The sequence below is a fragment of the Bacteroidales bacterium genome (assembly GCA_035342335.1).
In the GTDB taxonomy this organism is placed as follows: domain Bacteria; phylum Bacteroidota; class Bacteroidia; order Bacteroidales; family JAGONC01; genus JAGONC01.
The window spans coordinates 29,087-51,762 of sequence record DAOQWY010000010.1 but is presented as its reverse complement, the minus strand read 5'-3'; the positions used below and the strand labels follow the sequence as shown (position 1 = coordinate 51,762).

General features: G+C 47.4%; 19 protein-coding genes and 1 pseudogene. 5 read left to right on the top strand and 15 right to left on the bottom strand.

Annotated elements, in window-relative coordinates:
• Positions 1–43: 43 nt before the first annotated feature.
• The gene (msrA, locus tag PKI34_06795) at positions 44–586 is read left to right on the top strand and encodes a peptide-methionine (S)-S-oxide reductase MsrA (protein HNS17508.1); all 543 of its coding nucleotides are present in this window, start codon (positions 44–46) and stop codon (positions 584–586) included.
• Positions 587–799: 213 nt separating this feature from the next.
• Here msrA and PKI34_06790 read toward each other — a convergent pair whose 3' ends face one another.
• Together PKI34_06790 and gyrA are read right to left on the bottom strand one after the other, a co-directional pair.
• Entirely contained in the window at positions 800–1,972 is a 1,173-nt protein-coding gene (locus PKI34_06790) for a hypothetical protein (GenBank protein HNS17507.1), read from the bottom strand.
• 23 nt (positions 1,973–1,995) lie between these two features.
• On the bottom strand, positions 1,996–4,503 hold the full coding sequence (gyrA, locus tag PKI34_06785) for a DNA gyrase subunit A (protein HNS17506.1): 2,508 nt from the start codon (positions 4,501–4,503) through the stop codon (positions 1,996–1,998).
• Positions 4,504–4,832: 329 nt separating this feature from the next.
• Between gyrA and PKI34_06780 the strand changes: the two genes are divergently transcribed.
• A complete protein-coding gene (locus PKI34_06780; GenBank protein ID HNS17505.1) occupies positions 4,833–7,379 on the top strand; it encodes an ATP-dependent Clp protease ATP-binding subunit in 2,547 nt (848 codons plus the stop codon).
• A gap of 27 nt (positions 7,380–7,406) precedes the next feature.
• Positions 7,407–9,191: an acyl-CoA dehydrogenase family protein gene (locus PKI34_06775; protein ID HNS17504.1), complete on the top strand. Its 1,785-nt coding sequence runs from the start codon at positions 7,407–7,409 to the stop codon at positions 9,189–9,191.
• A gap of 3 nt (positions 9,192–9,194) precedes the next feature.
• On the opposite strand, the gene PKI34_06770 is transcribed toward PKI34_06775, so the two are convergent.
• Complete coding sequence (locus PKI34_06770; protein ID HNS17503.1) at positions 9,195–10,340, bottom strand: acyl-CoA dehydrogenase family protein; 1,146 nt, start codon at positions 10,338–10,340, stop codon at positions 9,195–9,197.
• 141 nt (positions 10,341–10,481) lie between these two features.
• Between PKI34_06770 and PKI34_06765 the strand changes: the two genes are divergently transcribed.
• On the top strand, positions 10,482–10,973 hold the full coding sequence (locus PKI34_06765; protein ID HNS17502.1) for an energy transducer TonB: 492 nt from the start codon (positions 10,482–10,484) through the stop codon (positions 10,971–10,973).
• On the opposite strand, the gene PKI34_06760 is transcribed toward PKI34_06765, so the two are convergent.
• The 11 genes and pseudogenes from PKI34_06760 to PKI34_06710 form a co-directional block, all read right to left on the bottom strand.
• On the bottom strand, positions 10,970–11,815 hold the full coding sequence (locus PKI34_06760; protein HNS17501.1) for an SDR family oxidoreductase: 846 nt from the start codon (positions 11,813–11,815) through the stop codon (positions 10,970–10,972). The two genes, PKI34_06765 and PKI34_06760, sit on opposite strands and share 4 nt — an antisense overlap.
• A gap of 28 nt (positions 11,816–11,843) precedes the next feature.
• The gene (gene recN, locus PKI34_06755) at positions 11,844–13,505 is read right to left on the bottom strand and encodes a DNA repair protein RecN (GenBank protein HNS17500.1); all 1,662 of its coding nucleotides are present in this window, start codon (positions 13,503–13,505) and stop codon (positions 11,844–11,846) included.
• A 54-nt stretch (positions 13,506–13,559) separates the two neighbouring features.
• A complete protein-coding gene (locus PKI34_06750; GenBank protein HNS17499.1) occupies positions 13,560–14,480 on the bottom strand; it encodes a DUF4835 family protein in 921 nt (306 codons plus the stop codon).
• Positions 14,477–15,682 (bottom strand): bifunctional phosphopantothenoylcysteine decarboxylase/phosphopantothenate--cysteine ligase CoaBC, encoded by a 1,206-nt coding sequence (coaBC, locus tag PKI34_06745; GenBank protein ID HNS17498.1) that lies wholly within the window; start codon positions 15,680–15,682, stop codon positions 14,477–14,479. Before coaBC ends, PKI34_06750 begins: the two co-directional genes overlap by 4 nt.
• Positions 15,683–15,704: 22 nt before the next feature.
• Positions 15,705–16,043, bottom strand: a complete 339-nt coding sequence (locus PKI34_06740) for a DNA-directed RNA polymerase subunit omega (GenBank protein HNS17497.1) — start codon at positions 16,041–16,043, stop codon at positions 15,705–15,707.
• Positions 16,044–16,055: 12 nt separating this feature from the next.
• Positions 16,056–16,853: an outer membrane protein assembly factor BamD gene (gene bamD / locus PKI34_06735; protein ID HNS17496.1), complete on the bottom strand. Its 798-nt coding sequence runs from the start codon at positions 16,851–16,853 to the stop codon at positions 16,056–16,058.
• 54 nt (positions 16,854–16,907) lie between these two features.
• A complete protein-coding gene (locus PKI34_06730; GenBank protein HNS17495.1) occupies positions 16,908–18,083 on the bottom strand; it encodes a galactokinase in 1,176 nt (391 codons plus the stop codon).
• A gap of 10 nt (positions 18,084–18,093) precedes the next feature.
• Positions 18,094–18,582 carry an FKBP-type peptidyl-prolyl cis-trans isomerase gene (locus tag PKI34_06725; GenBank protein HNS17494.1) on the bottom strand — a complete coding sequence of 163 codons (489 nt, stop codon included), beginning with the start codon at positions 18,580–18,582 and terminating at the stop codon, positions 18,094–18,096.
• Positions 18,571–18,954, bottom strand: a pseudogene (locus tag PKI34_06720) (FKBP-type peptidyl-prolyl cis-trans isomerase). Before PKI34_06720 ends, PKI34_06725 begins: the two are co-directional and overlap by 12 nt.
• A 502-nt stretch (positions 18,955–19,456) precedes the next feature.
• Complete coding sequence (locus PKI34_06715) at positions 19,457–19,858, bottom strand: FKBP-type peptidyl-prolyl cis-trans isomerase (GenBank protein HNS17493.1); 402 nt, start codon at positions 19,856–19,858, stop codon at positions 19,457–19,459.
• Between the two features lie 151 nt (positions 19,859–20,009).
• Positions 20,010–21,023 (bottom strand): DHH family phosphoesterase, encoded by a 1,014-nt coding sequence (locus PKI34_06710; protein ID HNS17492.1) that lies wholly within the window; start codon positions 21,021–21,023, stop codon positions 20,010–20,012.
• A gap of 181 nt (positions 21,024–21,204) precedes the next feature.
• On the opposite strand from PKI34_06710, the gene ndk reads away from it, so the two are divergent.
• Complete coding sequence (gene ndk, locus PKI34_06705; protein ID HNS17491.1) at positions 21,205–21,624, top strand: nucleoside-diphosphate kinase; 420 nt, start codon at positions 21,205–21,207, stop codon at positions 21,622–21,624.
• Here the strand turns inward: ndk and rlmN are convergent.
• Positions 21,581–22,621 carry a 23S rRNA (adenine(2503)-C(2))-methyltransferase RlmN gene (gene rlmN, locus PKI34_06700; protein ID HNS17490.1) on the bottom strand — a complete coding sequence of 347 codons (1,041 nt, stop codon included), beginning with the start codon at positions 22,619–22,621 and terminating at the stop codon, positions 21,581–21,583. The genes ndk and rlmN overlap by 44 nt on opposite strands.
• Positions 22,622–22,676 lie beyond the last annotated feature (55 nt).

Genomic DNA, 22,676 nt, shown 5'->3' with positions numbered 1-22,676 from the left:
ATTTATCAATCAAAGAGGAGATCATAGGATGAATCAAGTGAAGATGCCTGACGCCAACGTTGACACCATCACACTGGGAGCGGGTTGTTTCTGGTGTGTGGAAACCATCTATGAACAATTAAAAGGAGTATTTTCTGTTGAATCGGGCTATTCAGGAGGAACCACGATCCATCCCACGTATCGTGAAGTGTGTACGGGAGAGACGGGGCATGCAGAAGTCTGCCAGATCACCTATGATCCGTCCATCATCCGTTTTGAGGATATTCTGGAGGTTTTCTGGTCGATACACGACCCGACAACCCTGAACCGGCAGGGAGCTGATATTGGAACCCAGTACCGGTCCGTAATTTTTTACCATACAGATAACCAGCGGGAAATCGCTGAGGCGTTAAAAAAGAAACTGAATGGATCCGGGGAATTCAGGAATCCCATCGTGACTGAAATTGAACCGTTCGTCAGATTTTTCAGGGCTGAGGACTACCATCAGGATTATTTCAACAACAATCCTGCGGCTCCTTACTGCAATGTTGTCATTTCACCGAAAGTTGAAAAATTCCAGAAAATGTTCCGGGAGATGATCAAATAGTGACAAGGTCATATTCTGCATTAGATGCAAGTCTTTCTGAGATACTTTTCAACTTGCATAAAAGGCCTATAATAGATATTATGTTAACTAATGTTGTTTAAAGAAAAGAGGATGCTATCCCCCTTTCTTTATTGATCAGTTTTCAACGGTGCTGATACCCTTTTCTTTTACCAGGATAAAACCGTAGCGAAATACCTGCTTAATGGAAGATGATTACTCCTGAAGCTTGGCATCCACATCCTTCAGTTTTTCATACATTCCCAGGCGTGCGTAAATTTCTTTGAGTGAAATGAGTGCATTCTTGTCTTCCGGATTCAGCGATGCGGCTTTTTCAAGGTAAGGAATCGCTTTCAACAGCATTTGGTCGGCTTCCTTTTTCAGGGGATCATAACCAGGATCCCCCAGCGGCAAAGCATTCGCTTTTTCAACGATGGATGCAACCTTATTCACATAAAGTGCTCCCAGGTTGTAGTTGGCATCGTAGTAGACCGAATCCAGCCTGATGGCGTCAAGATAGGCTTTTTCCGCCATCAGGAACGATTCCTGACGAACAGTTTCAGATTTGGTCGTGTCGTCTGAAATAATGTTATACTGCACCCCTACCGCAAAATAAATGGTTGGATTGTCCTTAGTCTTCTCCAGGGCACGCTGCAAGTCCTTGATTGCCATTTCAGAGTTACCGTTGGCCAGGTAAAGATTGGTTTCAGAAATGATGATATTGAAGTCCTCCGGGAACATTTCCAATCCTTTGGCGCAAACCTCAAGCCCTTTGTCGTACTGCTTTAATCCTTTGTAAATATTGGCCACGGACGCATACAGGTTTGGTTCCTTGTACCCTGCGTCGATAAGCGACTGGTATAAATTCAGGGCTGTCGTTGTATCTCCTCCGTATTCAGCGGAAATCCCGCCATAATACGTTGACAACGTGTCAATTCCACCATAACTTTCATTGACTTCCTTTGCTGCCATGAATCCATCCCTAGCCTTGAGGTATTGTGTTTCTTCAAAGGCCCCCACCGCTTTGTTAAAGAATTGTTCTGCAATGATAAGGGTATTGATTTGAAGTTCGTTTTTGAACTCTTCCTTCGTATCCAGTTCCTTTGTTTTCTTGTAGGCATTATAGGCAATCTCCAGTGCATCCGGTGCAAGATTCTTGTAGGCTTCATCCGGGGACATATAAATATTCAAATATACATTGCCATAATAAAACAATGTTTTAGCCTTGTCCATGGTTGCCGGGTTCGTCATGGCAGCGTCGATGTTTTCCTTTGCTTTATCCAGCTTGCCATTCCGCAAATAATTGATGGCGCTTTGAACTTTGGCACTCTGCGCATCTGCAGAAAAATACCCCAGGATGGCCATCAGTACAAAGATTAGTCTTTTCATTTTTTAAATAGTTTTGGGTTTAATTATTCTTGATCAAGTTCGCCGTTCATTTCATTTAAATATTCCATTTCCAGGTCCTCTCCATCATCCATATCCAGGGGCACTGCCGTGACCGCTGCGATGGCATCTCCTTCGCGCAGATCGATCAGTTTGACACCCTGGGTCGCTCTCCCCATCACCCTGAGCCCTGCTACTGCCAGCCGGATTATCAGTCCCGACTGGTTGATGATCATAAGATCATCGTTGTTGGTAACATTCTTGATAGCGATGAGCTGACCGGTTTTGGATGTGATATTGATCGTTTTTACACCTTTGCCTCCTCTGTTTGTTACCCGGTAGTCTTCGAGTTTGGAACGTTTACCGTACCCATTTTCAGAAACCACCAGAATATCGTAGGTGCCGTTTTCAACACAAATCATACCAACCACCGCATCGTCGGTTCCAGTGAGGGTAATGCCGCGTACACCCGATGCATTTCGCCCCATCGGCCTCACTGTTTTTTCGTGGAACCTTATGGCCCGGCCCGATTTTAGGGCAACAAGCACTTCATTGTTACCGTTGGTAAGCCTGGCTTCCAAAAGTTGATCGTCATCCTTAATGCTGATGGCATTGATTCCCGATGTTCTCGGCCTTGAATAGGCTTCGAGGGAGGTCTTTTTGATCGTACCTTTTTTTGTAGCCAGGATGATGTAGTTATTTTCGATGTAGGTCTGGTCCTTCAGATCTTTGATATTGATGAAGGCCCGTATCTTGTCATCCTGCGCAATACTGAGCAGGTTCTGAACAGCCCTGCCTTTCGATGACTTTGTACCTTCGGGTATTTCGTAGGTTCTGAGCCAGTGGCATCGTCCCTTTTCGGTGAAAAAGAGCATGTAATTGTGTGCAGAGGCAACGAACATATACTCAAGAAAATCATCTCCCCGGAGTTCTGAGCCCTTTGCTCCTTTTCCTCCCCTGTGTTGCACCTTGTATTCCGACAAAGAGGTTCGTTTGATGTAACCCATCCGGGAAATGGTGATTACAAAATCAGTGTCGTCGATGGTATCCTCAATGCGAAAGTCCAACGCCGAATGTTCGACGGTTGTCCTGGACGGATCACCGTATTTTTCCTTTACTTCGAGCAATTCTTTTTTGATGATCTCCATCCTGATGTTTACATCTGCAAGGACATCCTTCAGGTACTGGATCAACTTCAACAGCTCCTCATATTCCTGCCGGATCTTATCCCTTTCCAGTCCGGTCAGTCGCTGAAGGCGCATATCCAGAATCGCTTTCGCCTGTATCTCCGACAGTTGAAACGTTTCCATCAGGCCGGTACGGGCTTCATCCGGTGTGCGTGAATTCCTGATCAGCGTGATCACTTCGTCGAGGTGATCAAGGGCAATGAGCAGTCCCTCAAGTATATGGGCTTTCTTCTCCGCTTCTTTTAGATCAAATTCGGTTCTGCGAATCACGACCTGGTGGCGGTGTTCAACGAAGTATTTGATAAGCTGCTTGAGGTTGAGCAACTTAGGACGACCGTTGACCAGTGCTATATTATTGACGTTGAACGAAGTTTGTAACGAGGTCAGTTGATAGAGCTTATTGAGAACAACGTTTGGATTGGCATCTCTTTTCAGCTCATAGACGATCCGCAAACCATTCCTGTCGGATTCATCCCTGATATCAGCGATGCCATCAATTTTTTTATCGTTGATCAGGTCGGCCGTTTTCTTGATCATTTCGGCCTTGTTGACCATGTAAGGAATTGAAAAAGCGATGATGGATACCCTTCCGTGGTCGTCTTCCTCAAATTTGGTCTCGCCTCTCAAGAGGATCCGTCCCCTCCCTGTTTCAAACGCATCGAGAATGCCGTCGGAACCATAGATCACACCTCCCGTTGGAAAATCAGGTCCTTTGATGTACTTCATCAGTTCCTGGATCGTGATGTCATTATCGTCAATATAAGCGATGGTGCCATCAACGACCTCGGCAAGGTTATGCGGAGGCATATTGGTCGCCATTCCGACCGCGATGCCTGAAGCTCCGTTGACCAGCAGATTAGGAATTTTGGAAGGCAGCACCGTAGGTTCCTTGAGGCTATCGTCGAAATTGAGCTGCATATCAACCGTTTCCTTGTCGATGTCCTCAAGCATTTCTTCGGCGATCTTCTTAAGGCGCGCTTCCGTGTATCGCATGGCTGCCGGGCTATCCCCGTCGATGGAACCGAAATTACCCTGACCATCCACCATGGGGTACCGCAATGACCAATCCTGTGCCATTCGCACCATGGCATCATAGACGGAAGAGTCCCCGTGGGGATGATATTTTCCAAGCACCTCCCCTACGATCCTGGCAGATTTCTTATAGGGACGATTTGACAGGACTCCCAGCTCCAGCATACCGTATAAAACACGGCGGTGAACGGGTTTCAGACCATCCCTGACATCGGGTAACGCACGCGAGACAATGACTGACATCGAATAATCGATGTAAGCCGATTTCATCTGGTTTTCAATATTGACACTGACTATCTTTTCTCCTTCTGGCATTTTCTCTTTATGGCTTTTTTTGTGTGGCGAAGGTACGTTTTTTTTGCATTCAAGGCCTTGCAGACAGCACTTTTTATATGAACACGATTGTGTTGATAATAATAGAGTTCAGCGAATTTTTAACTTCCATTTCGATGTAATTTTGAAGCAAACGGACGCGGGCTGAATATCGTAAAAAGTTTCTGTCATTGCCACGCCAAACCTTTTGAACAGTTGTTTGTTTAGTGATAGTGTCCTTCTGCTGGAATGATTTTTGATCAGAGGTCCTCTGATCTGATTTTTTCCAACAGGGAGAAACAGTGTTCCCAATTTTTTGTACTTTTATACCGATGGAAGCAAAGTTCTCGCAACGGGTGAAAGATGTCCTGACCTACAGCAGGGAGGAAGCCCTACGTCTTGGTAATGAATATATTGGGGTTGAGCATCTGCTTTTGGGTATGATCAGGGATGGAGCCGGATTGGCCATACAGATCCTGAATTACCTCGGAGCTGATATCAACGAGGCAAGGTATCGCATTGAACAGGCCATCATCAATAAAGGAACCCGTACCACTACGAATGACAATTTGCCTCTCATCAAACAGGCAGAGCGTGCCCTGAAGCTGACCTATCTCGAAGCCAGGATCTTTCAGAGTGATACGATCGGCACAGAGCATCTGCTGCTGGCCATCCTTAAAGATGAAGATAACCTTGTCAGCAAGACGCTGCGGAGATATGGCATTGATTATGAGTCTGTAAAAAGCGAAATAAAAGCAACCATTTCAGATAAGGAAACCCCCTCCCCTCTTGAGCCCACCGATGAGTTGCCCGGAAGCACGGCTGATGATGATCAGGAGGAAGGCGGAAGGGGATTCAGCAGCAGCTCGAAGAAAGCTTCGGATTCAAAGTCAAAAACCCCGGTCCTGGACAACTTTGGCAGGGACATCACCAAGGCTGCCGAGGAAGGCCGGCTTGATCCCATTGTCGGAAGGGAACGGGAACTGGAACGAATCGCCCAGATCTTAAGCCGAAGAAAAAAGAATAATCCCATCCTGATCGGGGAACCGGGTGTCGGCAAATCTGCCATTGCCGAGGGACTTGCCCTTCGGATCATTGAGCGTAAGGTATCCCGTGCCCTTTTCAACAAGCGAATCTTCACACTGGATCTGGCTTCACTTGTTGCGGGAACAAAATACAGAGGCCAGTTTGAGGAAAGAATGAAAGCTGTGCTGAACGAACTGGAAAAGAACAGGGACATCATTCTTTTCATCGATGAGATCCACACGATTGTGGGTGCCGGAAACGCCTCAGGCTCACTGGATGCCTCCAACATGTTCAAACCTGCCCTTTCACGCGGTGAGATACAGTGTATCGGAGCTACGACCCTGGATGAATACCGTCAGTACATTGAGAAAGATGGAGCACTGGAGCGCCGCTTTCAGAAAATCCTCGTTGATCCCACCTCGCCGGAGGAAACGGTTGAGATACTGAAGAACATCAAGGAAAAATACGAAGACCACCACCTGGTCAAATATGACGCGGAAGCGATCAAGGCCTGTGTTTCATTGACCACGCGCTATATTACCGACCGCTACCTTCCCGATAAGGCAATCGATGCGCTGGATGAAGCAGGTTCCAGGGTGCATATCATCAACATCAACGTCCCCAAAGAGATCATTGACATTGAAAATTCCATTGAGGAAAGCCGGAAGAAAAAGACCAAGGCCATCAACAGCCAGAAGTTTGAAGAAGCGGCTGAATACAGGGACATTGAGCGAAAGCTTCAGGAACAGCTTGATAATGAGAAAAAGAAGTGGGAAGAGGAATCAAAGATCCAGCGACAAACCGTGACAGCCGAAAATGTTGCCGAAGTGGTAGCCATGATGACGGGGATACCTGTACAGCGAATCGCACAGAATGAAAGCAACAGGCTCATCAGGATGGAGGAAGAACTGGAGCATACGGTCATTGGCCAAAATGAAGCCATTAACAAGGTCGTGCGTGCCATCCGGAGAAACCGTGCGGGGTTGAAAGATCCAAACAAACCCATCGGCACGTTTATCTTCCTTGGTCCCACAGGCGTTGGGAAAACGCATCTTGCCAAGGTATTGGCGGAATACCTCTTCGACTCCGTGGAAGCGCTGGTCAGGATCGACATGAGCGAGTTTATGGAGAAATTTGCTGTCTCCCGTCTTGTGGGAGCTCCTCCGGGATACGTCGGATACGAGGAAGGTGGACAGCTGACCGAAAAGGTAAGGAGAAAACCCTACTCCATCGTTCTGCTTGATGAAATTGAAAAGGCCCATCCCGATATTTTCCATCTGTTGCTGCAGGTGCTTGATGACGGCGTTTTAACGGACAGTTTCGGGAGAAGGGTCGACTTTAAAAACACCATTGTCATCATGACCTCCAACATTGGAAGCAGGCAGCTGAAGGATTTCGGGCAAGGTGTTGGATTTTCAACCTCTGCACGTAAGTCGGCCAGCGTTGATTATACAAAAAGTGTCATTGAAAACGCTTTAAAGAAGACTTTTGCACCTGAATTCCTGAACCGCATTGATGATGTGGTCATTTTCAACCCACTTGAGCGTGACGACATCCATAAGATCATCGACATTGAGCTGGCTCAGCTTTTTAAACGGGTGGAAGCCCTGGGCTATACCATCACGGTCTCCCAGAAAGCAAAGGATTTCATCGTTGACAAAGGCTGGGATGCTCAGTTTGGTGCCCGCCCCCTGAAACGGGCCATTCAGAAATATGTGGAAGATCCGCTTGCTGAAGAACTGATCAAAACCGAATTCATCCAGGGTGATTCCATTCTGGTTGATCTGAATTCAACCGGGGAGGAGATCAACATCACCATTATCAGGCAGACTGAAAAAGCAGAAAAAGCCTGATCATTTTCAAATCTTAATTGCTGGGTCATGGGAGTTAAAAAAAGGTTATCCGGAGGCGAATTCCTTATCCATGAGACAAAGGAATCAGAGGTCTTCATTCCTGAAGAATTTGACGAGGAACAACGGATGATCCGCCAGACGTGTGAGGATTTCCTTCAAACGGAAGTCTATCCCATTCTTGACAGGATTGACAGCCAGGAGGAAGGCCTGATGCGAAGCCTGTTGCATAAAGCTGGGGATCTGGGCCTGCTGGGCATTTCTGTACACGAACAATACGGCGGCTTTGAGCAGTCTTTTGTCACCTCGATGCTGGCCAGTGAATCCATGGGATCCGGGTATTCATTTTCAGTGGCCTATTCGGCGCATACCGGCATAGGTACCCTTCCCATCCTTTACTACGGGACCGACGAACAAAAAGAGCGGTACCTTCCCAGGCTCGTTTCGGGTGAATGGGCTGCAGCGTATTGCCTGACCGAGCCCAATGCCGGGTCGGATGCCAATGCAGGCAAGTCGCGGGCAGTTTTGTCACCGGATGGAAGGCACTATATCCTCAACGGGCAGAAAATGTGGATAACCAACGGCGGATTTGCTGACATTCTGACCGTTTTTGCCAAGATAGGAACCGACAGGGTTCACAGTGCCTTCATAGTCGAGCGCAACTGGCCTGGCGTGGTCGTCCTGCCCGAAGAGAAAAAAATGGGCATAAAAGGATCCTCTACGGTTCAGATCTTTCTTAATGATGTCAAGGTACCGGTTGAAAATCTCCTGGGCCGCCAGGGTGAAGGATACCGCATTGCCCTGAACATTCTTCACATGGGCAGGATCAAACTGGGCGGGACCGTGCTGGGTGCCGCTAAAAGGGCCATCACCTTGTCGGTCAATTACGCCAGTGAGCGGAAACAGTTTGGACGACCGATCGGTTCGTTCGGTGCGATCAAGTATAAACTGGCTGAACAGGTGATCAAGACTTTTGTGACCGAATCAGCCGTTTACAGGGCAAGTCATAACGTTGATCAGGCGATTGATGAGTTGCTTGAATCCGGGATGCAGAAAGGCAAAGCATCCATCGAAGGGATCGCCCAATATGCCATTGAAGCTGCCATTTTGAAAGTATTTGGCTCTGAAGCACTTAACTATATTGTGGATGAAGCTGTCCAGATCTTCGGCGGTATGGGCTTTTCATCGGAGACCAATGTTGACAGGGCATACCGTGATTCCAGGATCAATCGCATCTTCGAGGGTACCAATGAAATCAACCGTTTGCTCGTTGCCGACACGACCATCAAAAAAGCACTTCGTTCAGGTTTTGATGTGGTGCGCTATGCCAATCATGTTGTGAAAGAATGGAAAGAGATCCGTGTGGACGATCCCACCAGGTTTCCTTACTATGAAGAGAAATTTTACTACATCAAGAATTTCAAGCGCATTGCCCTTTTCATGCTGGGTGCTGCTTCAAGGAAATTCCAGCGCGACCTGGCAGAGGAGCAGATGATCCTCTTCAACATATCCGACATCATCATGAATGTCTATGCGGCAGAATCCACCTTTTTACGCGTTCAGAAGCTTGAGAGGCTGAATGGTGAGGATGGGATCAGGCTATACAAGGATATTCTCGAAGTGACCATTTATGATGTGGCGCACCTGATCAGAAAAGCGGCTACCGATGCCGTGAATTCATTTGCCAGTGATAACGAACACCGGATCTGGATTGAAAGGATCAACCGTTTTACCACTGTACCGCCTGTCAACGTCAAGGAAGCCAGGCTGAGGATCGCTGACCGGCTTATAGAGGAGAACCGGTATTTCCTCTAAGCATTATTCTTTTAAGATACTTTTTGAAATAACGATGCGCTGTACCTGGTTCGTACCCTCGTAGATCTGGCAGAGTTTGGCATCGCGCATCATTTTCTCGACGTGATTTTCCCGTGAATATCCTTCTCCTCCCATCACCTGTACAGCATCGGTGGTAACCCTCATCGCGATGTCGGACGCATACATTTTTGACATGGCTGCGAGCTTCGAAGCCGAGCGTTTCCCTGCATCGTGGGCCCATGCCGCGTGCCAGGTCAAAGCGCGTGCCGCCTCGATTTCAGTGGCCATGTCGGCCAGCATGAATCCGATCGCCTGGTTGGCAGCGATGGGCTTGCCAAATTGGATACGTTTCTGTGCCCAGTCTTTGGCGATTTCATAAGCAGACCTGGCCACACCGATGCTGAGGGCAGCCACGCCGGTCCGGGTGCGATCAAACGTTTTCATCGCAATCAGGAATCCCCTGCCCTCTTCTCCCAGCAAATTCTCAGCAGGAACCTCTACATCGTTGTATTTAATTTCGTTCTGAACCGATGCTTTCTGTCCCATTTTGTCGAGCCTGCTGACAATTTCAACCCCGGGAAGATCAAGTGGAACAACGAACGCAGAAAGGCTGCGGCTTCCCTTTTCGGGATCAGTGATGGCAAATACGGTGTGGAACAAAGCAACCTCTCCATTCGTGATGAATCGTTTATGGCCGTTCAAAACATACTTATCTCCTTTCTTTGCGGCATACGAACTGATTGCCTGTACATCAGAACCAGCATTGGGCTCGGTGAGGCAGTATGCAGCAACGCCTTTTTCTTCGCAAATGCGGCTAAAAAATTTCTTTTTCTGTGCGTCACTGCCTGCCAGCAACAATGGCGTCAAAGCCAGGGTGTTGGCATCGATGCAGATGCCAATCCCAATGCAACCTGCTCCGAGCTCTTCTGACTGCAATGCGCTGGCCACCTGATCAAAACCATTTCCCCCGTATTCCTTTGGAATGGGACCATTGATGATCCCCTCATCGTATGCGGCTTTGATGATTTCCCACGGAAACTCAGCCAGGGCATCATATTTCAACCGGTTGGGAATGATCCAGCGATGGGTGAAATCGCGGTATTTTTCAACAATGGCTTGTTGCTCAGTTGATAACGAAAAATCTATCATAAAGACCTCCCTTATTGTTGATGAATGATTGGAAGTTGCATTGCACAAATATAATAAAAGAACAAGGTTTAACGTATCGTTTTTTATCATAACATAAAACCTGCCCCAGGTTTTTGTACTTTTGATCCAACAATTGACCTGATGGCGAGCAACAAAGATAAAACACCAGCCAAAAAGAAAAAATTCCTGGCACTCCCCAAGTACCCGGGAGGAAGCAGTGCTTTCAAACGCTTTCTTTCGGATAACCTGTCTTACCCGGATGAAGCGCTACAAAATAAAATTGAAGGAGACGTCTATGTAAAATTCAGGGTCAGTGACCTTGGGGTGGTCATTGAAGCACATATTGAGAAAGGCCTTGGTCACGGATGCGACGAAGAAGCATTGCGGGTTGTCCGCCTGCTCAGATATGAATCGGTAAAGAACAGGGGGATACGGGTTCAGTCAAGCATGAGGACGAAGATCCCTTTCCGCCTGAGCAAAACACGGCCAGCGGTTCAGGTTGTTTATGCCGCACCGGCCGTTGAGAAAAAAAACATCCCGGAGGAAAAAGTACCTGACAAGAAAAGCACCGTTTATTCCTATACGATCCACTATCCGAAAAAGACACCCGATGCCGGCCGGAAAGGGGACTAATCCACCTCCGGACATTCATCGCATTCCAGGCTTCTTGCATACATTCTCATCGCCCGAAGGCTCATACCCATGCTGGAGAAACCTCCGTCGTGATAGAGGTTTTGCATGGTCACTTTGTGCGTCAGGTCAGAAAAGAGCATTATGCAATAACCGGCACATTCTTCGGCTGAGGCATTGCCAAGCGGCGACATTCGGTCAGTGAAATCCATCAGCCCTTTTATGACACGTACACCACTTCCTGCTGTCGTCATGGTAGGTGACTGGGAAATGGTATTGACCCTGACTTTACGTTCGCGGCCGTAGATATAGCCAAAGCTCCGGCAAATCGATTCCAGGAGGGCTTTTGCATCGGCCATGTCGTTATAAGCATAAAGGGTTCTCTGTGCAGCGATGTAGGATAGAGCCACTACTGAACCCCACTCACGGATGGCGTCGAGCTTATAAGCTGTCTGAAGCATCTTATGGAAAGAGATTGCTGAAATGTCGAGCGTCTTCATAAAATAATCGTAATCCAGATCGGGATAGATCTTTTTCTTTCGGACATTCATCGACATCCCGATGGAATGCAGCACAAAGTCAACCTGCCCCCCGTGGACATCCAGGGATTTCCTGAACACATTTTCAATGTCCTGCTCACTGGTGGCGTCAGCCGGGATGATTTCAGCATTGCATTTTTCGGCAAGCTGTTCAATGGTTCCGAAACGCAGGGCGGCCGGTGTGTTGGATAGTGTAAACGTGGCGCCGGCTTCAAAAGCTTTTAAGGCTACCTGCCAGGCAATTGACTTTTCATCCAGGGCACCGAAAATGATCCCCTTTTTCCCGTTTAAGAGCTGGTTTGTCATGGTTGGTTTAACAGATAAGAATGGTTGGTTACAGGTTATGTTTCATCAATTCTTTCGCAGCCATGATGGCTGATTCAGTGACCTGCTGGTCACTGAGCATTTTGGCTATTTCAAGGATCCGCTCCTCTTTGGTCAGTTTTTTCAGAAAGGTCTGTGCTGCAAAAATGTCTGCTGTCTTGTATACCAGGTAATGGGCCTGGGCTTTGCCTGCAATCTGGGGAAGATGTGTAATAACGATCACCTGCATGAAACCTGACATTCGTTTAAGAATGGTTCCCATTTTACCGGCCACTTCCCCTGAAATTCCCATATCGATCTCATCAAAAATAATAGTTGGAAGCAGGTTTTTTTGTGCAAGGAGTGATTTAAGGCTCAGCATAAGCCTTGAGCGCTCACCCCCTGAAGCAATGCCTGAGATTTCCCTGACCTCCCCTCCCCTGTTGGCGTTGAACAAAAAAGCCACCTGGTCCCATCCATCTTTGGTCAGTGATTCGTTCCGGGTTTGTTCCACCACGAACCGGCCATCAGGCATGCCCAAATCCTGCAGCAGTCCGATCACCTCCTTTTCAAGGTCAGGGCAGATCTCACTCCGTTTGGAAGAAATCTCATCCGCCAGCCTTTTTAAAGTTTCTTCCATTGTATTAATTTCTTTTTCAAGGAGTTGAATTCGATCACTCCGTGATTGCCAGGAACGAATTTTTGCCTGTAAACTTTCCTTAAGATCAAGCAGTTCATCAATGGAACCCACTTGGTGCTTATGTTCCAGTTTATTGATCAGGTCGACCCTTTCGTTCAGAATCCTTATCCTTTCAGGATCGTAGTTGATTTTGGTTTCCAGCCGGTCGATCTCCAGAGCGATGTCTTTCATCTCAATGTTAATTTCGTTCAGGCGGTCGGTCAGGGATTGAAGATCCTGACAGAACCTGACCGATCTCATCAATGCGGCTGTTATCTCCCGGAGCTGGTCCAGGATCGTTTGGTCTCCATGCACCACTGCCTGAGCGGCAGTAAAAAGGCTGGATTTGATTTCTTCGGCATTGACCAGTACCTGCAATTCCTTCTCGATAGCCTCCTGTTCCCCTTTTTGAAGCTGTGCCTTTTCAAGTTCCTCAAAGATAAACTGATCGTACTCCATGCCGGATCTCGAACGTGCCTCATCCTGGGAGAGTCGTGCCAGTGCGGCCCTTTGCTGTACAAGCTGATCGAACTGCCGGCGATAAGCGGCAACCTGCTGGATGATCCCCGCATAATGATCAATGACGGTCAGCTGAAAACTGACGTCGTTCAATGTAAGGGTTTGGTATTGTGAGTGGATGTTGACCAGTTTTTCTCCCAGTTCCTTCAGGGTGGCCACGGTGACCGGCGTATCATTGATGAATGCCCTGGATGTCCCGTTTGGGCTGACCTCCCGCCGGAGAAGTGTGGTTTCGTTCCAGTCAAGGTCATTCTTCTGAAAAAAAGATTCCAGGGAATATGTCGTAATGCGAAAGGTGCCTTCAACGATGCATTTTTTATCTTTTTCATTCAGAAGGCTTGCATCGGCACGTTGTCCGAGAATCAACGAAAGTGCACCAAGCAGGATTGATTTACCAGCGCCTGTTTCCCCCGTTATGACCAGAAAACCACCGGACAAGTCAACATCCAGTTCCCTGATCAATGCATAATTCTTTATCGTGAGATGGGTAATCATCCTCGGTTATTTAGCAGCCAGCAAACAAAAATAAAAAGATTATTGCTCAGTTCGTCACTGCCCTTCAGTAGCAAATAATCGCTGATAGGTAGCCGAATTGGAAGGATCGATCTCTGTCAGGATATTCAGGGCCTTTGTTTTATCCATGGGAGAGGCCTCTTTGAAAATATTGCTGATTTCTTCACGTTTGGTTTCCAGAATGACCTGCACCAGGAAAAGTCCGGGTTTGACACGGTTTGCCTTTCGTAGATCTTCGAGGGATTCGGCGATGGTGCTTCTGCCCATCTCCAGATTTCCTGACATTACGTCCAATCCTCTCCTGTGGTATTTATACGAGAATTGCCGGATGGATGAATAGGAAGAGTTCAGCAGGTTTTCGACCAGCCAGTACCTGTTTCGCTGGTTCTCGAACGATTTCCATCCTTTCTCAATGGAGGATTGAGCTGAATTGACAATGCTTTGAGCTTTTTGAAAATACGGTGTTCCTCCGTTAGGAGAGAACGAGTCAAAATCCAGTCCCAGGATGATGTAGACATAATAGGCGAAAAGGGAGGTGATTGCTGAAGTGTATTGATTATCAGAATAATTCAATGTTTCTCCCATGTCGTACTTGAACCTTACATCTTTGTCGATGAAGTTAAACATGGGTGTTTCGTAAGAAGTTTGAAACACGGGTCTTCTGAAGACCACATTCAGGCGGCCTTCATATTCGCTTCCGCTGACCCTGTTGGAGAGGGAGAGCATAAAGGTACATTCAATTCTTTCTTCCGGGCTAAAGGAATAGTTGGTCCAGGTACGTTCGTTGACAAATTCATAGAGTGCAGATTGCAGTTCCTCAAAAATTCTGCGGTCGGTGCCTTCGAGTTCAGAAGCGGATACACTGATGGAAGCTTTGAATTCCTGCGTAAAGGCCTTAACATTGACCATTACAAGGAAGAAGACGATCATCTGTTTCACCAGGAGGGTTCTGATCATTTGGGTAAGATTTTATTTACTAACCAGTCGATGATATCTTTGGCAACTTCCTGCTTTGGTTTCATGGCGAAGGATTGTGGGCTGTGTTTCCGGTCGATGAGGGTGATTTTGTTTGTTTCGTATCCAAATCCGGCACCTTCATCTCTCAGAGAATTAAGAACGATCAGGTCAAGGTTTTTATTTTGCAGTTTTCCTTTTGCGTTGACCAGTTCATTATCCGTTTCCAGTGCAAATCCAACAAGAAATTGATGGGATTTTTTCCTATCGCCCATTGTTTTGAGGATATCCACAGTGGGCTCCAGGATAAGGGACAGGGAATCCCCGTCTTTTTTTATCTTCTCGCTGGCTTTTTTTGCCGGCCTGAAATCGGCCACCGCTGCCGACATGATCGCTATGGAACAAGCGGGAAAGTGTCGGAGGCACTCGTCGTACATTTCGTTTGCAGAAGTGACGTTGATCCTTTGAATGTTTGCATTGGTAACCATCAGGGTTGAAGGACCGGCCACCAGGATCACGGAAGCTCCTCGTGCAGCGGCTTCATGTGCCAGTGCAAATCCCATCGTACCCGTCGAGTGGTTTGCGATATACCTGACCGGGTCGATTGCTTCGTAGGTGGGCCCGGCAGAGATCAGCACAGTTTTTCCCCTGAGTTCGTTACGTACGCTAAAATATCGTTTAGCCACTTCCAGGATCCTGTCAGGTTCCTCCATCCTACCCTCTCCGCTTAAACCGCTTGCAAGTTCACCAACCTGGGGCTCAATCAGGGTGCAGCCCATGCTGATCAGTTTATGCAGGTTCATCTGAGTGGTCGGGTGCCTGTACATATCCAGGTCCATGGCGGGTGCAAAAAAGACAGGGCAGCGTGCAGAGAGGAACGCGGTGACCAGGAAGTTATCGGCGATGCCGTGGGCCATTTTGGCCATGGTATTTGCCGTGAGCGGGGCAATGATCATCAGATCCGCCCACAGTCCCAGGTCGACATGGCTGTTCCAGGAACCATCCCTTGCATCGAATGGATCACAGAGAACGGCATTTCTGGAAAGGGTGGACAGGGTCAGCGGAGTGATAAAATCGCGTGCTGAAGGTGTCATCATCACTTTAACCTCTGCGTTCTCCTTTACCAGTAACCTCACCAGATAAGCAGCCTTGTAGGCAGCTATGCTGCCGGTTACGCCGATCACTATCTTTTTACCTGTGAGCATGCTGATGAAACCGGTCTGTTTGTTAAGAAGTTTTTGGTTTTTTATCCTTTGCAGGATTTCGGTAGTAGATCTGATCATTGAGGAACTCGCTGACAGCGATCAGCGTGGGTTTTGGCAACCGTTCGTAGAACTTGGCGATTTCAATCTGTTCCCTGTTTTCAAAAACCTCCTCCAGGTTATCCGTTGGGGAGGCAAACTCGGCAATTTTCTTGCTCAGTTCCTCTTTCATTTCAAGAGCAATGGAATTCGCACGTTTTGACAAAATGGCAACTGATTCATAGATGTTACCGGTTTCTTCGTCAAAATCACGCATGTTTCTGGTGACCGTGGTAGAATCAGCTTTTGACTTTTTGTAATCCATAGGTTTTCCTGTTTAGTTTTTAACCTGTCTTCTGGAATTTTTACTAAAATTATTGATCTGTTTAAGATACTCGCTTTCCGGAAAAGTTGCAACAAAGGCGTCATATGCTTCGATCGCACTCTGGTGCCTCTCTAGTTTTTTTTCTGCAATGCTTTTCTCGGCATAAAAATAATGAGCCTTTGCCAGGCTGAACATGATCTCCTCCTTGTAATCTGTTCCCGGATAATCTTTCAGGACGTTATTCAGTGCTGTGATGGCTGCATTGTAGTTTTCCATTTTAAGGTAAAGCTTTGCAATCTCAATGGCTTTTTTCTCGAGCTTACTCCGCAACTGGTCAATGAGTTCGTTGCATTCAGTAATTCGGTCACTTTTCGGATAAAGGTCAATGAAAAGCTGTAGTTCATTGATTGCCTCCAGTGTATTGGTCTGGTCCAGCGAATAAGTGGGTGACAGTTTATATTTGCAATTTGCGCTCATGAACTGGCATTCTTCGGCGTACCTGCTGGTAGGAAAATTCTTGGCAAACCGTTTGAAATAGTGGCTGGCCAGTTCGTAATCCCTTTGGTGGTAGTGGCAGTATGCGTAATAGTAGTTCAGATCTTCCGCTTTTTCGCTACCCCGGTAGAAGGGCAGCACGGTTTCAAAAAGTTCCAGTGCCCTGTAATAATCACCCTGGTTATAGTAGATGACCGCCATTTCATAACGTTCACCATAATCAGGATTTTTCAGCAATTTCTGGTAATTACTGCACGAACTGATGATCAGAACAAAGCAAATAAAAAAGAAGGCTTTCGGGCTGTTTCGGATCATGGCCGCAAAAATACAACAATTCAGAATATGAATAACGGGTGACGGCCTGTAATATTATCCTGCCTTGATTTCGGTCACCCCATCGCCGACATCGGCCACATAGAATGAAGGGATGAGACCTGTTTTTTTAAGGTATTTCTCTCCTGCTTCGTTTTGGAAGTGGGCTATCTGATCCTGTTGAACGATGCTTACCGTGCAGCCGCCGAATCCCGCCCCGGTCATCCGGCTGCCGACGACGCCCGGAATTTGCCGGGCTGCCTCCACCATGGAATCCAGTTCAAAGCCAGTCACTTCATAATCGTACCGGAGCGATTCGTGTGATTGATTCATCAGGGCGCCCAGTGCTAAAAGATCGCTCTGGCGCATGGCCATGACGGCAAGAATGACCCGGTTGTTTTCAGAGATCACATGCTGGGCCCTCTTACGGATGGTCTCCTCCGGGATCTCATGCTGGTATTTCTCAAATTCAGAGCGTGTTACCTGTCCAAGGTTGCGGATATCCAGAAACTTCCTGAGATATCCGACAGCTTGGCTACATTCGCTGACCCGTTCGTTGTACTTAGAGTCGGCCAGTGCACGTTTTTTATTGGTGTTGGAGATCACTAACCTGCAGCCGTTCAGGTCAAGGGGGATCAGCTGGTGCTCAATTTTATCGCAGTCCAGGAAAATTGCGTGATCTTTTTTGCCATTTCCGACAGCGTATTGGTCCATAATACCGCAGTTGACCCCCACAAAATCGTTTTCCGCTTTCCGTGATGCCTTGATGAGGCTGAGCATATCCCATTCCAGGCCATAAAGCTCATTCACGGCGAACGCCGTCACCATTTCGATGGAAGCCGACGAGGATAAGCCTGCGCCATTAGGAATATCTCCCTGATAGATCATATCCATGCCTCGGATCTCCGTGATGGTGTGCCTGAACTGCCGGATCACGCCCAGTGGATAATTCACCCATTCCTGTCCCCTTTTGACGGATGCATCGGAGAGGGGAATGTCGATGGAAAAGGGAAAATTCAGGGAGGCGAGGCGTATCCGTCCGAGGTTGTTGAAGCGGATCAGGAGAAGCGTACCGTATTGCAGGGCACACGGCAGAACGTACCCGCCATTGTAATCAGTATGTTCACCAATCAGGTTGACGCGGCCGGGGGCGAAAAAGATACGGATATCCTTTTCGCCAGGTCCGAACCGGGATTCAAAATGCTGATGAAGGTCCTTGATCCTTTTTTGCATGGATGAGCGCTTATTCCTTGGTAATTTCAAGGAGCTCAACATCAAATATCAATGCCATGTTGGGTTCAATGTGCTGTCCCCTTTGCTGATTCTTATAGGCCAGGTCAGAGGGAATGTACAGTGTCCATTTGGAACCGACTGGCATTAACTGAAGGGCCTCCGTCCAACCTCTGATAACGCCGTTCACTTTAAAGGAAGCCGGTTGTCCCCTATCAATGGAGCTGTCGAATACGGTTCCATTGATCAAGGTTCCCTTGTAATGAACGGTGACCATATCATCTGGTCCAGGTCTTTCACCTGTACCCATGGTGATCACCTTATACTGCAATCCACTGGGCAGTGTGATCACGCCATCCTTTTTGCTGTTTTGCTCAAGAAACCGCTGACTTTCAATTTTGTTCTTTTCTTCCTTTGTGGCACGTTCCTGCTTTGCCTTTTCCTGTTCAGCCTGATGTTCTTCCTTGGTTTGTACCTTCAGTATCTGGATGTCGTACAGCAAAGTTGAGAAGGGAGGAATGATGTCACCTCTGCCCGCCGATCCAAAAGCCAGACCCGACGGAACAATCAGGGAGGCCCTGCCGCCTTCGCTCATCAAAGACAGAGCTTCAGTAACTCCTTGGTTTTCAAATATTTTTCCAAATTCAAACGATGAGGGTTCTCCTTCAAAGGAGGAGTAAATGGGTACCTTATCCAGCAAGGAAAGTGCAAAATTGATCTTCACCCACTCTCCTTCCTTAGGTTTTTTGCCGTTTCCCGGAGCAGTTTCCGTATAATAAAGCCCGCTTGCGGTAGGTACCAACTGAAGGTTGTTTGCCTGGAGGTAACTTTGAAGTTTATCGGATTCTTCCCTGGCTTTTTGCTCGTTCTTCATTTGTTCTGCCTGCTGGTATTCTTCCCTGGTTTGCACATCCTGCATCTTTATGTCAAAGAACAGGGCACCTGTACTGTCAATGAAGTCGGGAAGATAGCGGGCACCTGCCGTTACGAGGAAAAAAGAGTCAGCAGCTATGATGAACGTTGCACTGTCGCCTTTCGACATCATGGACATTGCCTCGTAAATATCACCGCTGTATTGCGAAGGTGACAACGTCATGATCATGGGGCGGGGATTTAAGTGACTGTCAAATAAGTTACTGTCTTCTGTCCCATAACGCATAACGACCGTCATAAGATCATTCAGCTGCGGTTTATTCGTGTCGCCTGAACGAACGTGGAACTTATAATAGATGCCGCTGTCCGTCGCTTTATATCCTCTGTAAGGCGATTGATTACAGCCTGCCCAGAGTATGAGCATTGCTGATAAAAGCACTGTTGGGAAAAAGAAAATTCTTTTCATTTTGGTATTTTTTAACATAAATATTAATTGGACTCAGTTAAATATCATTCACTTCCAAAAGATAAACATCGTAAACCAAGGTTGCTTTTTGCGGGATGGATTGATGGTCGCCTATCAATCCAAAAGCGAGGTGCGAAGGTAATATAAATTTTGCTTTATCTCCCACATGCATCATTCGTACGCCCTCATCCAGCCCTGCTTCAATTTGACCTTTACCAACGATGAATTCTTTTCTAACGGCCGTATAGCAAGTGTCTCCGTTCAGCAAAACCACAGAATAATGGATGGTCGCCTTATTGCGTTCCCGGGCTGCGGACCCCGCGCCTGCTGAATAGATCATATAGCGAAGTCCTGTGCCCGTCTTTTTCATATCCCATTCATAACGTTTGATGAATTCATTGATCAATTCGTCTTCTTCCCTGACCAGCTTTTCATTCACAGTGATCAGCCGCTCTTTGTAATTATTTTGTGATGTTTGTGGTTCAGGCGACTTGTGCTGACGATTGCAATTTATTGTCAACACTGCACCCAGGAATCCCGTCAAGATAAGTGTTGGTCTCACGTACCGGAAGAAGCGCATACAGCGAGTGCTAATAGTTCAACTGATCTTTCAGAAGAGGCAAAAGGCCATGGATCTTTTCCAGTGTTTGCTCCATGTTCGCATAGGAATTTCCCCCTGCTGCATTTTTGTGTCCGCCCCCGTTAAAGTATTGACGTGCAAGATCATTCACAGAGAATTTTCCTTTGGATCGCAGCGACAGCCGGATATACTTTTCCCTTTCAATCAGTAAAATGGCCAGGTTGATGCCCTTGATGGACAATGCATAATTAACGATCCCTTCCGTATCACCGATCTGATGCCTGAATTGTCTCAGTTCTTTTTTGGTGAGACTGATATAAGCTGTGTGGTAGTTGCCAAGAACTTTTAATTTCTCACTCAGCGAGTATCCCAGGAGCCGCATTCTGGATTCAGTGTAGGTGTCATAAACCAGCCGGTGGATATGTTCCACATCAATGCCCAGTGAGATCAGGCGGGCGACGATGTTGAACGTGTTTACGTAATTACAACCGAAGCTGAACGATCCTGTGTCGGTCATGATCCCTACAAATAGGCATTCAGCAATTTTTTTGTCAATCAGGTGAGGAACGTTAAATGCGTCCATGAAATCAAAAACAATCTCGGATGTGGAGGATGTTTCTACGATGGAGATCAGGTGGTCAAATTCCTGAACCGGCTGGGCATGGTGGTCAATCAATACCCTGGTGCCGTTCGAATTCCGGACGGATTCCTCCAGTGTGTCCAACCTGTTGAGCGCATTGAAATCAAGACAAAAGATCACTTCCGCCGATTCGATGAATTGAAGGGATTCCTGAGATTTCCCCTTGTGATGAACGATCCGGTCACATCCCGGCAGCCAGGACAAAAATGAGGGAAAAGAATTGGGGATGATCACCTGCACCTGATGTCCAAGGCCAGACAAAAACCAGTATAATCCAAGGCTTGAGCCAACTGCATCTCCATCTGGATTGACGTGGGAAGTGATCACGATCCTTTTCGGGGTGATCAACAGTTGCCGGATGCTCTCAAAAACAGCTGAATCCACTATGTGAATGATTTATTTTTCTGCGGCCATTTTCCTGGTCACTCTTTGTTCCCGGGGAGCCTTCCTTCATCAGGTTTGCAAAGATAGTTTATTTAATGGATCTGTTAAATCAGCAAATTATTCTGAGTTATGAATATATGATTTATTTTTGCGGTTCATCATTCAATTAACCCAAAAGCTTATGACTGGTAACATCACGCTGACAATGGTCAAACCTCTGGCCGTGAAGCAGGGATACACCGGGCCCATTCTTGCGCAGATCGCAGAGGCCGGATTTCGCATCATCGCCTTGAAATATTTGCGCCTGAGCGAAGCCCAGGCAAGGGCATTTTATTTAGTCCACAAGGACCGGCCTTTTTACAATGACCTGGTCAGATCGATGACATCCGGACCCATTGTGGCGGCCATACTGGAAAAAGAAAACGCCGTGGAGGCTTACAGGGCATTGATCGGTCCCACGGACCCATCCAAGGCACCGGAGGGTTCGATACGGAAGAAGTTTGGAACGTCCATCGAGGCCAATGCCGTGCACGGGTCTGACAGTGACGATAACGCGATCACTGAGAGCAACTTCTTTTTTTCTCAGCTGGAACGGTTGTAGAGAGCATGCCGCAGGCTGCAGCAATGTCCCTTCCCCGGGAGGCCCTGATCGTAGTGATGATCCCTTTGTCTTTCAATGCCTGCTGAAAGCTTTGCATGGTTCTGTCGTCAGAACTCTCCAGTGGTGTGCCGGGGATGGGATGAAAACGGATGAGGTTGATGCGGCATTTGATCCCGTGGAGAATGCGTGCCAGTTCGTTCACGTGCCGGGGGGTGTCGTTGAGGCCCCTGAACATGATGTATTCAAAGGAGATCCTGCGTTGGAGCCCAAAATCAAAATCCCGGATCACCTCCAGGATATCACGGATTGGATATTTGTTTGCGGCAGGCATCAGGTCACGGCGTTCGGTCTCGAAAGGAGAATGCAGGCTGATGGCGAGGTGGCATTTGCTTTTTTCAAGAAATTCCTTCATTTCAGGAACCAGACCGATGGTGGAAACGGTAATGCGCCTGGGGCTCATGCCATATCCCCAATCCGCGGTCAAAATTTCCAGGCTGTTGACGACATTTTCAAGGTTGTCAAAAGGCTCTCCCATTCCCATGTAAACAATGTTTGTCACGGTTTCCCGCTCCGGGAGGCTCTGGTACTGGTTGAGGATCTCGCCGCAGGTCAGTTGTCCCTGCAATCCCTGCCGTGCTGTCATGCAGAACCTGCATCCCATTCGGCAACCCACCTGCGTCGAGATGCACAGGGTTGCTCTTTCGCGGTCAGGAATGTAGGCCGATTCGATGGACAGCCCCTCCCCTGCCGGGAACAGGTATTTTTTGGTTCCGTCGGCAGATTCATGCACGGTGAGGGGTAATTTCAGGCCAATGTCAAAATTTTGGTTCAGCAGCTCCCGTGTCTTTTTTGAGAGGGATGACATCCCGTCGAAGGATGACATCCCTTTTTTATAGAGCCATTCCGTGATCTGACGGCCGTTAAAGGCAGGAAGACCCTGTTGCACAGCGATTTCCACCAGCTCTGCCTGTTTTTTCCCAAAAAGTGTTTCCTTCATAATTTCGGAAATTGTTGTACCTTTGTTCTGCTTTTATAATATCATAAAGCAAATA

Bases quoted from the DNA above. Each gene is read 5' to 3' on its own strand.
- PKI34_06760 (HNS17501.1), bottom strand. From the start codon at position 11,815: ATGACAAACCAGCTCTTAAACGGGAAAAAGGGGATCATTTTCGGTGCC.
- msrA (HNS17508.1), top strand. From the start codon at position 44: ATGCCTGACGCCAACGTTGACACCATCACACTGGGAGCGGGTTGTTTC.
- PKI34_06770 (HNS17503.1), bottom strand. From the start codon at position 10,340: ATGATAGATTTTTCGTTATCAACTGAGCAACAAGCCATTGTTGAAAAA.
- PKI34_06765 (HNS17502.1), top strand. From the start codon at position 10,482: ATGGCGAGCAACAAAGATAAAACACCAGCCAAAAAGAAAAAATTCCTG.
- PKI34_06780 (HNS17505.1), top strand. From the start codon at position 4,833: ATGGAAGCAAAGTTCTCGCAACGGGTGAAAGATGTCCTGACCTACAGC.
- PKI34_06790 (HNS17507.1), bottom strand. From the start codon at position 1,972: ATGAAAAGACTAATCTTTGTACTGATGGCCATCCTGGGGTATTTTTCT.
- PKI34_06750 (HNS17499.1), bottom strand. From the start codon at position 14,480: ATGATCAGAACCCTCCTGGTGAAACAGATGATCGTCTTCTTCCTTGTA.
- coaBC (HNS17498.1), bottom strand. From the start codon at position 15,682: ATGCTCACAGGTAAAAAGATAGTGATCGGCGTAACCGGCAGCATAGCT.
- PKI34_06730 (HNS17495.1), bottom strand. From the start codon at position 18,083: ATGCAAAAAAGGATCAAGGACCTTCATCAGCATTTTGAATCCCGGTTC.
- rlmN (HNS17490.1), bottom strand. From the start codon at position 22,621: ATGAAGGAAACACTTTTTGGGAAAAAACAGGCAGAGCTGGTGGAAATC.
- ndk (HNS17491.1), top strand. From the start codon at position 21,205: ATGACTGGTAACATCACGCTGACAATGGTCAAACCTCTGGCCGTGAAG.
- PKI34_06740 (HNS17497.1), bottom strand. From the start codon at position 16,043: ATGGATTACAAAAAGTCAAAAGCTGATTCTACCACGGTCACCAGAAAC.
- bamD (HNS17496.1), bottom strand. From the start codon at position 16,853: ATGATCCGAAACAGCCCGAAAGCCTTCTTTTTTATTTGCTTTGTTCTG.
- gyrA (HNS17506.1), bottom strand. From the start codon at position 4,503: ATGCCAGAAGGAGAAAAGATAGTCAGTGTCAATATTGAAAACCAGATG.
- recN (HNS17500.1), bottom strand. From the start codon at position 13,505: ATGATTACCCATCTCACGATAAAGAATTATGCATTGATCAGGGAACTG.
- PKI34_06775 (HNS17504.1), top strand. From the start codon at position 7,407: ATGGGAGTTAAAAAAAGGTTATCCGGAGGCGAATTCCTTATCCATGAG.